Raw genomic sequence first — 13,141 nt, 5'->3', positions numbered from 1 at the left:
TCGCCGGCGCCGGCGGCTCCTCTGAATGCGGTATTCAGAAGGCCCGCCGCGCGAAGATCTGTCGTTCCCGCGCGCATTGCTGTCGCGGATCCCGCGAGGACTTGGGCGTCGCGCCTTGTCAGCAGCTGCGGGCCGTGCAAATCTTGCGCCGTGACGCGATCCTGTGCGGACAACGCCGTCCGGCAGGCCCACGAGAGGGACCGTTTTCGCCGCGCCGCCGAGCGACGCGCGAGGAGGAGACTCGAGATGTCGTCGCTGACAATCGGCCTGGGCGCCGCCTGTTGCGCGGCCGGCGCCGCCGCCCATTTCCTCGACCGCACCCGGCGCAAGGAAGGCCTGTTCGGCCTCGCGGGCTTCGCCCTGCTCCTGACCGGGATGTTCCTGAGCCGCTCCTGAGGGGGGGCGGGGGCGCGTCGTCTCGGGCCAGGCTTCACGGCCGAGCGTCGCGCCGGCCGGGAGGACCGCACCGTGCGCGCGGACGGCCGCACGGTGCCACCCGCGGCCCGCGAACGCGGGACGCCGAGCCGGCTCAGCCGGTCATGGCCGTCGCGGTGTAGCCGGCCTTGGTCAGGGCCTCGGCGATGGTCAGCGCCTGCGCGTCGGTGCGGATCGCCACGCGCGCGGCGTCCCGGTCGACCTGCACGTCGGCCGCGGGATCGATTCGTTTCACCGTGCGGGTCACCGCGGCGGCGCAGCCGTCGCAGGTCATGCCCTCGACCCGCATCAGCAGGTCGGCGCGCGTCTCGTCCATCGGGGCCTCCATAACCGCTTCCCCGGGATGTCGGGGCCCGGCGGGGCCGGCGCAAGCCGGGTGTCGGCTCAGAACAGCGCCGGCATGCGGAAGGCGTAATCGATGCGCAGGCCGAACTGATACTGGTTGGGGTTGCCGAACGGGCGCCGCACCAGCGGGCTGTCGCCGGAGGCGCCCAGGATCCGGGTGTAGCCGGCATAGGCCGTGTAGGCCCAGGTCTCGCTCTGCGTGTAGGTCATGCCGCCGAGCACGCCGGCCGAGTAGAAGCTGCGCGGATCGTAGGGGGTGACGCGCCCGTTCAGCGCCGCCTCGATCGGCGAGACACCGAAGTACTTCCGGGCGTAGCTGGCATCGCCGACATTGAGGCGCGGCCCGATGGAGAACAGGAACTTCTCCGCCGGGATCAGGTAGTCGGCCGCCACCGAGCCGACCGTTCCGTGGTGCCCGTAGACGCCCTGGCGCAGCTCGACGCGGGTCCGGATGAACGAGACCGGGTAGAACTCCGCGAACACGCCGGGCTCCACGGCGAAGCGGGCGTCGCGGAAACCGTACAGGTGGCGCCGGTCGTCGCCGTAGTAGCGCCCCGGCACGAAGCGCGCGGTCGGGCCAACGCGGAACGACTCGGTGTCGAAGAGCGAGAAGCTGAACCCGTCATCCGGCGTCGAGAAGCGGCGCGGCTCGCCGACCCGGCGGATGTCGATCGACGGGTAACCGACGGCCGTGTAGTCGCTCGCGCCCGGATAGCGCGGGACGGCCTGGATCGAGCCGCTCAGCGTGACGATCCAAGTGTTGGGATCGACCATCGCGAAGGTCGGCGTGGTGCGCGGAAGATCCGCGCCGAGATCCGCGGCCCGCGGCGCCGTCGTGCCGAGGGTCGCGAGGAGCGCGCCGGCGCCGAGAACGGCGCGAAATCGGGGAGTACGCGGGGGGGCGGGCGTCATGGCCACGCTTTATGATCCTTTTTCATCCCGTCCGCATTCGCAAGCCGCGCAACCCTCCCCGGATCGCCCCGCAATCGGGTCCGCCGTGATGAATCCGCAACGTTCCAGCGGGCGCGGGCGTCACACCGCCCGGAATTAACAGGTGGCGACGCGCCATCGCGGTCCCTGAGCCTTGCCGGGCGGGGTGCGGGCGGCCAATGATCCTGCGATTCGGTTCGCGCCCGGTGGGGATCGCTCGGGATGTCCCCCGGCGACCGGCGCGCGTTCCTGGCAGGTGTTCAGACGATGGTCCCGGTCCTCGGCCGGTACGCGGGGCTGCTGACGGTCGGCCTTCTCGGGCTCGTCGTTCTCGGGCCGCTCGCGGTGTTCCTGCCGCTCTGGAGTGCCCTGACGCTCGGCGCCGCGGCCGCCCTGGCGGGTGGTCTCGCCCTGACCCGTATCGCCACCCTCAAAGCGCGCTGCGAGAAGCTGTCCGGCGAGGTCGGTCTGCTGTCCCGGCGCCTGCTCAAGGTCGAGACGGCGGCCGCGACCGCGGCGGCCCAGCCGCGGCCCGAGACCGCCGAGGCCGCCCTGCGCGCCCAGATCGAGGAACTGACCGTCGAGTTCGGGCTCCTCAGCGGGATCGTCCGCGACCTCACCACGGTCGTGAGCGCCCAGGATGCCGAGATCGCGGGCCTCAAGGCGAGGCCGGAGATCGCGCCCGAGATCAGGCCCGCGATCGCACCCGCCGAGGCGCCCCGGCCCCTGCCCGCGGTGCCCGGCGCAGCCCTTCCGGATGCCGCAGCGGCCCCGTCGCCGCAGCCCGTGCCGGTACCGCCTCCGCAGGTTCAGGCCGCCCCGCTCGAGCAAGTCCCGCCCCGGTCTCAGCTCGCCCCGGCCTCGGCCCCGTCCGTCCCGGCGCGGCCGATTCCGCCGCGGCCGATCCCGCCCTGGCCCGCAATCCCCCCCGCGGACGAGGGCGCGATCGTCGCGGCCTTCGAGGGGGACGGTCTGGAGATCCACCTGCAGCCGGTGGTCACCCTGCCGCAGCGCAAGGTGGTGGCTTACGAGGCGCTGGCCCGGCTGCGGATCGGCGGCCCCGGCGCGCCGCCGGCCGAGCCCGAGATCTTCCTGCCGGTGCTGGAGCGCTACGGGCGCACCACCGAACTCGACCGCCGCATGCTGCAGCGGGCCACCATCGTGGCGCGCCACCTCGCCCGGCGCGGCAGCGAGACCCTGCTGACCTACGGGCTGTCGCCGCTGTCGCTGTTCGAGCCCGGCCTCCTGCGCGAGCTGGCCCGCACGGCCGCCGACGACCCGGCCCTGGCCGGCCTGACCATCGCGCTGCCGCAGGAGAGCTGGCGCCGTCTCGATGCCGGCCAGCGGGGCCTGCTCGCGCCCCTGCAGGGCCGGATCGGGTTCAGCCTCGACCGCCCGGACGACCTCCGCTTCGACGCGGCCGAACTCGCGGCGCTCGGCATCGGGCAGGTCAAGGTGCCGGCGGAGATGCTGCTCCGGCCCGGCGCGGGCCGCAACAGCCTGTCGGACATCGCCCTGGAGGACACCGCGCCGGCCCTGGCCCGGGCCGGGATCCGCGTCGTCGCCACGGGCGTCGCCGACGAGGCCGACGTCCCGGACCTGATCGACCTCGACGTGCCGTTCGCGCAGGGGACGGCCTTCGCGGCCCCGCGCCCGGTGCGCGCGGAGGTCCTGGCGACCCCGCCCGCCGAGGAGCCGACGCCCCCGCCGGAGCCGGAGCGGCGCCCGTTCCGGTCGGTCCTGCGCAGGGCCGTGTGAGAGCCCGTGTGAGGGGCCGTGCCCGGGCACGCTGCCGGCCCGGTGGTCCCCGTCACCAGTAGATCTGCAGGCGCGCGATCACCGTGTCGACCGTGAACGGGCGGGTGCCCAGCGTCTCGGCCTGGGCCACCCCCGGCTGCACGCGCCCGTGCACGACGTTCCCGATCAACCGGAGGTTAGGCTCGGGATACCAGCTCAGACCGAGGGTCACGTCCTGCTCCATGCCCCCGCGGAAGCCCCGGGCGTCCAGGTCGACGGCGCTGTAGCGCACCGCAAGCTCGAACACCCCGATCCCGCCCCGGGAGAGTCGCTGCGCCTCCGGAACCGTCACGCCCCGGAAGGTCGCGTAGGTGGTGCCGCTCTGCGGCGTCAGCGCGTAGGCGCGGCCCTCGCCGTTGAGCACCAGGGCCGCCTCGACGTAGCCGCCCTGGAAATCGAGCGCGGTGCCGGGCTGGCCGGGACCGCGGAACGGCTGCAACGCGGCCCGGATGTACTCGGCCTGCAGCAGGAACGGGCCGCGGCGATAGGCCAGCTCGGCGCCGAGGCGCGACACGCTGGCGGCGTCGGGGAGGTCGCCCGTATCCACCAGGGGGCGCTCGAACAGGAAGGCGCCGGCGGGGCTGGAGAAGCTGAAGGCCCCGTCCGACCGGGACCGGCTGCGGAAGACCCCGGCGAGACCGAGATGCAGGGTCTCGTCCCCTTCCATGATCGGCGCGACGGTGGCGCGGGCCGCCACCGCGACACCGTCCCCGTCGATGCCGCTGCTGGCGGCGTTGCCGAAGACGCCGGCCACCGCGGTCCAGGCCGCCCTGTGGTGCCCGGCGGCGAAGCCGAACCGGCGCTCCGGCACGAGGGCGTTGGCCACCGAGCGCTCGGCGAACAGCGTGTCGTTGTTGCTCTGCAGCCATTCCAGGCTGAAGGGCTCCTTCATGTTGCCGAGCGTCAGGATCGTGTCCGGCAGCCCCTTCCAGGCGACCAGCGCGTCGTTGATCGGCAGCATCGGGTCGGCGAAATCGTACTGGAAGGCGATCACCCAGTCGCGGCCGATCGTGAGCGTCGGCTCGATCCAGGCCCGGCGCACGGCGACGTTGTCGGGGAAGGCCTCGGGCAGGTCCGGCCGGCTGAAACCCGCCGCGCCACCGTCGATGTGCAGCCGCCCGCCGATCCGGAGCTTCACGTCGGGCTCGGGGAAGGTGAGCGTCAACCCCTTCGCGTCGTAGCGCAGGCGCTCGCCGTAGGGGCCGGCCATCCCCTCGAACGCGTCCTCGCCGTAGGCGCCGGCGGGGCCCGCCAGGGCGAGGGACACGGCCAGGATGGCCGGTGCGGTGCGCGTTCCGATCACGCGACCAGCAGAGAGCAGGTCGGCAGGGCGGCGCCAATCACCTGGCGCAGTGAAACCCGGAAATCCGCGCGTCGTGGCCCGGCGGCCACGACCGTCGGCGGTCGGACCGGCGCCGGCCTAGACGGCGCGATTGTCGATCAGCCGGGTCCGGCCCAGGAAGGCCGCGGCGATGACGCGGGCCGGGCCGTCGACCCGCTCCACCGGCACCAGGGTCCGGGCGTCGCAGACCGCGAGGTACTGGACGCGGAACCCCGCCGCCTCCAGCGCCGCCCGCCCGGCGGCGATCCGGCCGGCCACTGGGGTGCCGTTGCGGGAGGCGGAGGCGATCTCGGCCAGGACGGCCTGGAGCTTCGGGGCGACGGCGCGCTCCTCGGCCGAGAGGTAGCGGTTGCGCGACGACAGCGCGAGGCCGTCGGGCTCGCGCACGGTCGGCACGCCGCGGATCTCCACCGCGAGGTCGAGATCCGCCGCTACCTGCTGGAGCACGCGGAGCTGCTGGAAGTCCTTCTCGCCGAACAGGGCGACGTCCGGCCGGACCTGGTTGAGGAGCTTGGTCACCACCGTGGCGACGCCGGCGAAATGGCCGGGCCGGAACGGCCCGCACAGCCCCTCGGTCAGGCCCGCGACCTCGATCCGGGTGGCGAAGCCCGGCGGGTACATGGTCTCGACGCCGGGCGTCCAGGCGGCGTCCGCGCCGGCCCCCGCCAGCAGGGCCAGATCCGCGTCGAGGTCGCGGGGGTAGCGGGCGAAATCCTCGTTCGGGCCGAACTGAGTGGGATTGACGAAGATGCTGGCGACGGTCCGGCGGCCGATCCGCCGCGCCTCGGCAACGAGGGCGAGGTGCCCGTCGTGCAGGGCGCCCATGGTCGGGATCAGGACGACGCGCTCGCCCGCCGCGCGCCACGCGGCCACGCATCCGCGCAGGGCTGCGAGGTCGCGGAAGGACTGGAAGGTCGACTCGGACACGGCACGGGCTCCGGGGGAGGGCAGGGCCGGTCTAGAGCATGATGGGGAGCGGTGGAATCCAGCAGTCGACGCCGGATCCCGTCGTCGCGGTCGGCGTCAGGGGCAGTAGGGCAGGAGGGAGCGCCCGAAGGGGTCGTCCACGCCCAGCGGCGGCGTGAAGCCGTAATAGCTCGGATGCCCCAGGCCGTACTCGGAGCCGACGTAGCTCGGATCGTCCGGGGCGTTGGTCGGCACGGGCACCCGCCGGGGCGTGCAGCCCACCGGCACGCGACGGGACCGGACCGCGTAGACCGGCCGACGGTCGAGGCCGTCGTTGCGCGGGAAGAAGCGGGGGCTGCCGCCCACGCCCGCCTCGGCGCCGTAGCGGACGTCGAGATCGGCCGCCCGGCCCGGTACCGCGAGCAGCAGGACGAGTCCGAGCGCCGTCACCGCCCTGCGTGCCGTCTCCCGCATGCCGCCCCTGCGCCGCCTTCGTCTCTGTCGGAAGGCGACACCGTGCGACGGCAGGGTAAACGAGTGATTACCGCGGGATCACGTCAGCGGCACGACGAGGGCGTCCAGGACGGCGGCCAGATCGCCCTCGGTCAGCCGGATCTGCAAGCCGCGGCCGCCGCCGTTGACGTGGATCTCGGCCGCCGGCTCGGTCAAGGATCCGGCGTCGATCGCGGTCGGGAAGGACCGCTTCTGTCCGAGCGGGCTGATCCCGCCGACATGGTAGCCGGTCAGCCGCTCGGCGTCGGCCGGCTTGAGCATGGACGCGGCCTTGCCCGAGAAGGCGGCGGCGACCCGCTTCATCGACACCTCCCTGTCGGAGGTCACGAGCAGGCAGACCGTCCGTCCGTCGACCGACGCCATCAGGGTCTTCAGCACGCGTCCCGGGTCCACCCCGAGCGCCTCCGCGGCCTGCAGGCCGATGCGCGGCGCGTCCGGATCGTACGCGTAGACGTGGAGGCTGTACCGGATGCCGGCCTTGTCGAGGGCGAGCGTCGCGCGGGTCGTCTTGGAAAGTGTCTTGTTGGGCGTCTTGGCGGCTGTCTTCATGGTTCGTCCGGTCAGGTCGAATGGGCGCGCGCGGCGATGAGGCGGCCGATCTCCGCGTAGGCCGCCGCGCAGGTGTCGGGGGAGGCGGTCGATTCCGTGACGTAGACCGCCGCGAGGATCGGCGCGCGCCCCGGCGGCCGGAGGATCGCCACGTCGTTGACGGTGCCGTTGTCGCCGCTCCCGGTCTTGTCGCCCGCGATCCAGCCGGGCGGGAGGCCGGCCCGCAGGCGCTTCCGGCCGGTCTCGCAGGCGACCATCCAGGCCTCCAGCCGGGCGCGCGAGGCCGGCGACAGGACGGTTCCGAGGAGGACACGGCCTAGGGTCGCCCGCATGGCGTCCGGCGTGGTCGTGTCGCGCGGGTCGCCGGGCAACGCGGTGTTAAGGGTCGGCTCGGTCCGGTCGAGGCGGGTGACGGGATCGCCGGTGGTCCGCAGCCACGCGGTCAGCGCCTCGGGCCCGCCGAGATCCGCTAGGAGCAGGTTGGCGGCCGTGTTGTCGCTCCAGATCAGCGTGGCCGCGCACAGGTCCGCGACGCTCATCCGCCCGGTCCCGGCGCAGGCCTCCAGCGCCTTCCGGGTCACGGGCGCGTAGCTCAGGAGGTCCCCGGCCCCGTAGCTGACGACCCGGTCGAGGGTCTCGCGGCCGGCATCGACCCGCGCCAGGACCGCCGCCACCGCCAGCGCCTTGAAGGTGCTGCACATCGGGAAGCGCGCGTCGGCGCGGTAGGCGGCGAGGACGCGGTCCGCCGAGGCGGCCGCGATCCCGAGGCGGCCGCCGAGCCGGCGCTCGATGGCGGCCCAGTCCGGCTCGGCCTCCGCGGCGCGCGCGGACAGGACCGGGGACGCGGGGAGGGCGGCGGCGAGGGGCGCGGCGAGCAGGCCGAGGCCGACGGCGCGGCGGGTCCAGACGATCATGGCGGATCCCCGTTCGAGATCGCGACGGCGCAAGCGGGCGCGGCGCGTCGGCGCCGGGATGGTATAGGGCGGCCGCGATTGTTTCACGTGAAACTCCGCCCCTCGCGCGGCCCTGTGGGAACATGATCGATACCGACACCCTCTTCGCGCCGGCCAGCGGCTTCGGCCGGGCCGCCGTCGCGGTGATCCGCATCAGCGGCCCGGCCGCGCGCGACGCGCTCGTCGCCCTGGGCGGACGCCTGCCGCCGCCCCGCCGGCTGTCGCTGCGGAGCCTCCGGGATCCCCACGACGGCACCGAGCTCGACCGGGCGCTGGTGGCGTGGTTTCCCGGGCCGAACACCTACAGCGGCGAGGATATGGGCGAGCTGCACCTGCACGGTGGCGCGGCCGTGCGGATGCGCGTCCTCGCCACCCTCGCCCGCCTCCCGGGCTGCCGGGCCGCCGAGCCCGGGGCTTTCACCCGGCGGGCCGTCCTCAACGGGCGGATGGATCTCGCCGAGGCGGAGGCCGTCGCCGACCTGATCGACGCGGAGACCGAGGGCCAGCGCCGGCAGGCCCTGCGCCAGCTCGACGGCGCGCTCAGCCGGCAGGTGGCCGCGTGGCGCGCGGAGGCGATCGACTGCCTCGCCGCCGCGGAGGCCGCGCTGGACTTCGCCGACGAGGGGGACGTGGACGATGCCGGGCTCGACGCGGCGCTGCTCGACCGCGCCGCCCGCCTGCGCGACGCGATCGCCGCGGCGCTGCGCGACGGCCAGCGCGGCGAGCGCCTGCGTGACGGGTTCACGGTGGTGCTGGCGGGGTCTCCCAACAGCGGGAAATCGACCCTGCTGAACGCGCTGAGCCGACGGGACGTAGCCATCGTGTCGGACAGCCCGGGGACGACCCGCGACGCCATCGAGGTGCGGCTCGACCTCGGCGGCCTCCCGGTCCTGCTGGTCGACACAGCCGGGCTCCGCGAGACCGCGGAGCCGATCGAGGCGGCGGGGATCGTGCGGACGCGGGCGCGGATCGACACGGCCGATCTCGTGGTCGCCCTCAAGCCCCCCGGCGGCGCGGTCCCGGATCTCGGGCCGGCGCGGGGCCCGGTCCTGACCGTGCGTACCAAAGCCGATCTTTTTGCCGGCTCAGAACAGGGGGGTGATCCGGCGGACGTGACGGTCTCGGCCCATACCGGCGCCGGCATGGACGCCCTACTCGATGCGATCCAGGCCGCGGCCGAAGACGGTCTCGGCACCGGCGACGCGCTGATCACCCGCGCCCGGCACAGGGCCGCGCTGGAGGCCTGCATCGGCCATCTCGATCGCGTCTCAGGGAGTGCCGGCGGTCTCCCGGAGCTGGCTGCGGAGGATCTGCGGCTCGCGGTGCGGGCGCTCGGCGCGGTCGCGGGCCATGTCGGCGTCGAGGACGTCCTCGACCGGCTGTTCAGCGGGTTCTGTATCGGGAAATAGATTTAAAGCCGGCAATCAATCGGGCTGGGATCGGGCCCGACGCGGCTTCGCTACTGGGGGATCCGCAGGATCCGCGGCCGCCAGATCCCGAGCGCCACGTTCGCGGTCGCGACCGCCAGCAGGACCCAGAGGGTGCCGCGCTCGCCGGTCAGCGAGACGGCCAGCACCGCGGGATCGACGAGGCCCGCCAGCGCGCGGGCGCTCTGCTCCGCCTCCTGCTTCATCGGGCCCTGGACGTAGACCAGCCCGCCCTCGAACATCAGGACGCCGGTGGCGAGCTTCACCCACGCCCAGCCGGCGTTGAGGAAGGCGCGGTTCAGCGCCATCGCCAGCAGGCCCGACATCAGCGTCACCGCCAGGGCGGGCAGGAAGATCCAGGTGGCGACCGCGCCCATCGCGCCCCGCGTCGCCGCGTAGCCCGCTAGGGCGGACGGCGCGGGCGACAGGCTCAGCATGACGACCAGGGACGCCATGGCCCCTAGCAGCCCCGCGGACCCCATCGTGTGGAGGAACTTCAGCAGGCGTCGCACGGCGTCTCACCCGGGCCGTTTCGGCGCAGCCTAGCGCGGGGCGCCGGGGGGCGATAGCGGCGCGCCGGTCGCAGGGCTTCCGGCCGGAACCCTCCGCCGTCCTCGGGAGCGCGGCGAAGCGATCCAGCAGCGCCGGGCCTCGCCGGGACGCGCTGTCCTCGGTCGCTTCGCTGCGCCCGCGAGGACGGAGCGGACCGTCAGCTCCGGAGGCCCGGCGCCTCCTGGCCGGTGCGGGCCACGTACTCGGTGTAGCCGCCGCCGTACTGGTGGATGCCCTCCGGCGTGACCTCGAGCACCCGGTTCGAGAGGGCGGCCAGGAAGTGCCGGTCGTGGGACACGAACAGCATCGTCCCCTCGTAATTGGCCAGCGCCTCGATCAGCATCTCCTTGGTGCCCATGTCGAGGTGGTTGGTCGGCTCGTCGAGCACCAGGAAATTCGGCGGGTCGTAGAGCATCAGCGCCATGACCAGCCGGGCCTTCTCGCCGCCCGAGAGCACCCGGCAGCGCTTCTCGACGTCGTCGCCCGAGAAGCCGAAGCAGCCGGCCAGCGCCCGCAGCGACCCCTGGCCGGCCTGCGGGAAGGAACCCTCCAGGGTCTGGAACACCGTGCGGTCGCCGTCGAGCAGGTCCATGGCGTGCTGGGCGAAGTAGCCGAGCTTGACGCTGCCGCCGACCGTGACCGAGCCGTCGTCGGGCGCGGTGGTGCCGGTGACGAGCTTGAGCAGCGTCGACTTGCCGGCGCCGTTGATGCCCATCACGCACCAGCGCTCCTTGCGCCGCACCGAGAAGTCGAGTCCCTCGTAGATCGTGCGGCTGCCGTAGCGCTTGTTCACGCCCTTGAGCATCACGACGTCGTCGCCCGAGCGCGGTGCCGGCTGGAACTCGAAGGCCACCGATTGCCGCCGCCGGGGCGGCTCGACGCGCTCGATCTTGTCGAGCTTCTTCACCCGGCTCTGCACCTGGGCGGCGTGGGAGGCCCGCGCCTTGAACCGCTCGATGAAGGCGATCTCCTTCGCCAGCATCGCCTGCTGGCGCTCGTACTGCGCCTGGGCCTGCGCCTCGTTGAGCTTCCGCTGGCCCTCGTAGAAGGCGTAGTCGCCCGAGTAGGTAGTGAGCGCGCCGGCGTCGATCTCGATGATCTTGGTGACGATGCGGTTCATGAACTCGCGGTCGTGCGAGGTCATCAGCAGGGCGCCGTCGTAGCCCTTCAGGAACGATTCGAGCCAGATCAGGCTCTCGATGTCGAGGTGGTTGGACGGCTCGTCGAGGAGCATCACGTCCGGGCGCATCAGCAGGATGCGGGCGAGCGCGACGCGCATCTTCCAGCCGCCCGAGAGGGCGCCGACGTCGCCGTCCATCATCTCCTGGCTGAAGCTCAGCCCGTCGAGCACCTCGCGGGCCCGGCCCTCCAGGGCGTAGCCGTCGAGCTCCTCGAACCGGGCCTGGACCTCGCCGTAGCGCTCGACCAGGGCGTCCATCTCGTCGGCGCGGTCCGGGTCGGCGAGCGCCGCGCCGAGCTCGGCGAGCTCGGCCGCGACCGCGCTCACCGGGCCGGCGCCGTCCATCACCTCGGTGACGACGCTGCGGCCGGACATCTCGCCGACGTCCTGGCTGAAATAGCCGATGGTGATGCCCCGGTCGGCCGCGACCTGGCCCTCGTCGGGCTGCTCCTGGCCGATGATCATCCGGAACAGGGTGGTCTTGCCGGCCCCGTTCGGGCCGACCAGGCCGACCTTCTCGCCCCGCTGGAGGGCGGCCGAGGCCTCGATGAAGACGAGCTGCCGCCCGTTCTGCTTGGTGATCTTGTCCAGGCGTATCATGGCGGCGGGCGCTGTCCGGGAGGTCGCTGTCCGGAAGGTGTCCGGGAGTATCCCGGCCGCTTACGGCATCGGCCGACGCGGCGCAAAGGCAGGGTGCCGCAGTGCGGGATAACGCTTGCGTCCGGCGCAGGCCTGGGCGCATCCCGGGACCCAGGATGAGGCTCGGCCGTTGCCCTGGGCAACATGAGGATCGCGATGCTGTTCGGTTGGTGGATGACGGGCATGGACATGGCCATGCTGGGGCTGGAGGCGCAGGGCGTCATCGCCCAGCGCATGGCGATGTTCGCCCTCGGCGGCCCCGCGGCCCAGGCCGAGGCGCAGCTCATGGTGACGGAGAAGATGCTGGCCGCCGGCGAGGCGGCCCTCATGCTCGCCGCAGGCGCCTCGAACGGCAAGGTGATCCGCAGCTACCGGCGGAAGGTCCAGGCGAACGCGCGGCGGCTGAGCCGGGGGTGAGGCCCGTGCCCGCCGGGTCTCGGCGCGCCGTCATCGCGGGCGCAGCGAAGCAATCCAGCGGCGCCACATCCGGCGACGTCACGTTACCCTGGGTCGCTTCGCTGCGCTCGCGATGACGGGGGCGGCTCGTGAAGCCGCGATCCGCCTTCAGTTATTGGCCGTCCGGAACGTGTCGCAGGACTTGGTCTGGCCGCTCTTGTAGCCGGCCATGAACCAGCGCTGGCGCTGGGCCGAGGAGCCGTGGGTGAAGGAATCCGGCACCACGTAGCCCCGCGAGCGCTGCTGGAGCGCGTCGTCGCCGATCTGCGCGGCGGCGTTCAGCGCTTCGTCGATGTCGCCCTGCTCGAGCTCGGCGTACTTGTCGTTGGAGTTCTTGGCCCAGACGCCGGCGAGGCAGTCGGCCATCAGCTCGATCCGCACCGAGAGGGCATTCGCCTCGGTCTTGCTGGAGGCCTGCTGCTGGCGCTGCTGGACCTTGCCGAGGATGCCGAGCACGTCCTGGACGTGGTGGCCGACCTCGTGGGCGATCACGTACGCGTAGGCGAAGTCGCCCTTCACGCCGAACTTCGAGGCCATCTCCTTGAAGAAGCCGGTGTCGAGATAGACCTTCTTGTCGAGCGGGCAGTAGAACGGGCCCATCGCGGCCTGGGCCGAGCCGCAGCCGGAGCGCGTGCCGCCGGTGTAGAGCACCAGCGTCGTCGGAGTGTACTGCTTGCCGGTCTGCTGCGGCAGGATCTGACTCCACACGTCCTCGGTGTTGCCGAGGATCTTGGAGGCGAACCGGCCGCTCTCGTCGGTCGGGGCCTGGCGCCGCTTGGCCTGGGTCTGCGGGTCGACCTGCTCCTGCTGGCTGCGGCCGCCGCCGCCGATCTGCTGAGCCCCGCCGATCAGGATCGCCGGGTTGATGCCCGTGAAGTAGCTGATGATCAGCAGCACCACGATGGTGCCGATGCCGAGCCCGCCGGCGCCGCCGCCGGGAAAGCCCATGCCGCCACCGCCGCCGCCCTCGCCCCGGCGATCCTCGACGTTGTCGGAGCTGCGTAGATCTTCCCAGCGCATGGTTGGGTCCCGCCATCAGTGCTGCGCCGGCCGCCTCGGGCGGGCCGGGATTGGCTGTGCGTCGTCGTGTCCGGCCGATGGCGCGCCAGCAGCGGGA

At 73.1% G+C, this 13,141-nt stretch carries 14 protein-coding genes; 4 read left to right on the top strand and 10 right to left on the bottom strand.

What is annotated here, in order from left to right; all coding sequences use genetic code 11:
* The first annotated feature begins 246 nt into the window (after window positions 1-246).
* The gene (locus LXM90_RS00200; RefSeq protein ID WP_020094296.1) at window positions 247-396 is read left to right on the top strand and encodes a hypothetical protein; all 150 of its coding nucleotides are present in this window, start codon (window positions 247-249) and stop codon (window positions 394-396) included.
* 133 nt (window positions 397-529) lie between these two features.
* Here LXM90_RS00200 and LXM90_RS00195 read toward each other — a convergent pair whose 3' ends face one another.
* Window positions 530-751, bottom strand: a complete 222-nt coding sequence (locus tag LXM90_RS00195; protein WP_026605107.1) for a heavy-metal-associated domain-containing protein — start codon at window positions 749-751, stop codon at window positions 530-532.
* 68 nt (window positions 752-819) lie between these two features.
* On the bottom strand, window positions 820-1,692 hold the full coding sequence (locus tag LXM90_RS00190) for a MipA/OmpV family protein (RefSeq protein ID WP_020094298.1): 873 nt from the start codon (window positions 1,690-1,692) through the stop codon (window positions 820-822).
* A 240-nt stretch (window positions 1,693-1,932) separates the two neighbouring features.
* On the opposite strand from LXM90_RS00190, the gene LXM90_RS00185 reads away from it, so the two are divergent.
* Window positions 1,933-3,468 (top strand): EAL domain-containing protein, encoded by a 1,536-nt coding sequence (locus LXM90_RS00185; RefSeq protein WP_020094299.1) that lies wholly within the window; start codon window positions 1,933-1,935, stop codon window positions 3,466-3,468.
* A gap of 52 nt (window positions 3,469-3,520) precedes the next feature.
* Here the strand turns inward: LXM90_RS00185 and LXM90_RS00180 are convergent, their stop codons facing one another.
* The 5 genes from LXM90_RS00180 to bla form a co-directional block, all read right to left on the bottom strand.
* Window positions 3,521-4,810, bottom strand: coding sequence for an OprO/OprP family phosphate-selective porin (locus LXM90_RS00180; RefSeq protein ID WP_020094300.1), 1,290 nt, complete (start codon window positions 4,808-4,810; stop codon window positions 3,521-3,523).
* 117 nt (window positions 4,811-4,927) lie between these two features.
* Window positions 4,928-5,776 carry a pantoate--beta-alanine ligase gene (panC, locus tag LXM90_RS00175; protein ID WP_020094301.1) on the bottom strand — a complete coding sequence of 283 codons (849 nt, stop codon included), beginning with the start codon at window positions 5,774-5,776 and terminating at the stop codon, window positions 4,928-4,930.
* 96 nt (window positions 5,777-5,872) lie between these two features.
* Window positions 5,873-6,229 carry a hypothetical protein gene (locus LXM90_RS00170; protein WP_020094302.1) on the bottom strand — a complete coding sequence of 119 codons (357 nt, stop codon included), beginning with the start codon at window positions 6,227-6,229 and terminating at the stop codon, window positions 5,873-5,875.
* A gap of 78 nt (window positions 6,230-6,307) precedes the next feature.
* On the bottom strand, window positions 6,308-6,817 hold the full coding sequence (locus LXM90_RS00165; protein WP_020094303.1) for an aminoacyl-tRNA deacylase: 510 nt from the start codon (window positions 6,815-6,817) through the stop codon (window positions 6,308-6,310).
* A gap of 11 nt (window positions 6,818-6,828) precedes the next feature.
* Window positions 6,829-7,731: a class A beta-lactamase gene (bla, locus tag LXM90_RS00160; protein WP_020094304.1), complete on the bottom strand. Its 903-nt coding sequence runs from the start codon at window positions 7,729-7,731 to the stop codon at window positions 6,829-6,831.
* A 122-nt stretch (window positions 7,732-7,853) separates the two neighbouring features.
* On the opposite strand from bla, the gene mnmE reads away from it, so the two are divergent.
* A complete protein-coding gene (gene mnmE, locus LXM90_RS00155) occupies window positions 7,854-9,179 on the top strand; it encodes a tRNA uridine-5-carboxymethylaminomethyl(34) synthesis GTPase MnmE (protein ID WP_020094305.1) in 1,326 nt (441 codons plus the stop codon).
* Window positions 9,180-9,229: 50 nt separating this feature from the next.
* Here the strand turns inward: mnmE and LXM90_RS00150 are convergent, their stop codons facing one another.
* Both LXM90_RS00150 and LXM90_RS00145 read right to left on the bottom strand, forming a co-directional pair.
* Window positions 9,230-9,709 (bottom strand): hypothetical protein, encoded by a 480-nt coding sequence (locus LXM90_RS00150; protein ID WP_026605110.1) that lies wholly within the window; start codon window positions 9,707-9,709, stop codon window positions 9,230-9,232.
* Between the two features lie 197 nt (window positions 9,710-9,906).
* On the bottom strand, window positions 9,907-11,529 hold the full coding sequence (locus LXM90_RS00145; RefSeq protein ID WP_234081395.1) for an ABC-F family ATP-binding cassette domain-containing protein: 1,623 nt from the start codon (window positions 11,527-11,529) through the stop codon (window positions 9,907-9,909).
* A 195-nt stretch (window positions 11,530-11,724) separates the two neighbouring features.
* On the opposite strand from LXM90_RS00145, the gene LXM90_RS00140 reads away from it, so the two are divergent.
* On the top strand, window positions 11,725-11,985 hold the full coding sequence (locus LXM90_RS00140) for a hypothetical protein (protein ID WP_020094308.1): 261 nt from the start codon (window positions 11,725-11,727) through the stop codon (window positions 11,983-11,985).
* A gap of 147 nt (window positions 11,986-12,132) precedes the next feature.
* On the opposite strand, the gene LXM90_RS00135 is transcribed toward LXM90_RS00140, so the two are convergent.
* A complete protein-coding gene (locus tag LXM90_RS00135; protein ID WP_020094309.1) occupies window positions 12,133-13,044 on the bottom strand; it encodes a neutral zinc metallopeptidase in 912 nt (303 codons plus the stop codon).
* Between the last annotated feature and the right edge of the window lie 97 nt (window positions 13,045-13,141).

Origin of the sequence: Methylobacterium oryzae, from assembly GCF_021398735.1 — a bacterium.
In the GTDB taxonomy this organism is placed as follows: Bacteria; Pseudomonadota; Alphaproteobacteria; order Rhizobiales; family Beijerinckiaceae; genus Methylobacterium.
Note: the sequence above shows the minus strand (reverse complement) of the source record. Positions and strands in the feature narration are given on the sequence as shown.

Bases quoted from the DNA above. Each gene is read 5' to 3' on its own strand.
- LXM90_RS00200 (WP_020094296.1), top strand. From the start codon at position 247: ATGTCGTCGCTGACAATCGGCCTGGGCGCCGCCTGTTGCGCGGCCGGC.
- LXM90_RS00195 (WP_026605107.1), bottom strand. From the start codon at position 751: ATGGACGAGACGCGCGCCGACCTGCTGATGCGGGTCGAGGGCATGACC.
- LXM90_RS00190 (WP_020094298.1), bottom strand. From the start codon at position 1,692: ATGACGCCCGCCCCCCCGCGTACTCCCCGATTTCGCGCCGTTCTCGGC.
- LXM90_RS00185 (WP_020094299.1), top strand. From the start codon at position 1,933: ATGTCCCCCGGCGACCGGCGCGCGTTCCTGGCAGGTGTTCAGACGATG.
- LXM90_RS00170 (WP_020094302.1), bottom strand. From the start codon at position 6,229: ATGCGGGAGACGGCACGCAGGGCGGTGACGGCGCTCGGACTCGTCCTG.
- LXM90_RS00165 (WP_020094303.1), bottom strand. From the start codon at position 6,817: ATGAAGACAGCCGCCAAGACGCCCAACAAGACACTTTCCAAGACGACC.
- bla (WP_020094304.1), bottom strand. From the start codon at position 7,731: ATGATCGTCTGGACCCGCCGCGCCGTCGGCCTCGGCCTGCTCGCCGCG.
- mnmE (WP_020094305.1), top strand. From the start codon at position 7,854: ATGATCGATACCGACACCCTCTTCGCGCCGGCCAGCGGCTTCGGCCGG.
- LXM90_RS00145 (WP_234081395.1), bottom strand. From the start codon at position 11,529: ATGATACGCCTGGACAAGATCACCAAGCAGAACGGGCGGCAGCTCGTC.
- LXM90_RS00140 (WP_020094308.1), top strand. From the start codon at position 11,725: ATGCTGTTCGGTTGGTGGATGACGGGCATGGACATGGCCATGCTGGGG.
- LXM90_RS00135 (WP_020094309.1), bottom strand. From the start codon at position 13,044: ATGCGCTGGGAAGATCTACGCAGCTCCGACAACGTCGAGGATCGCCGG.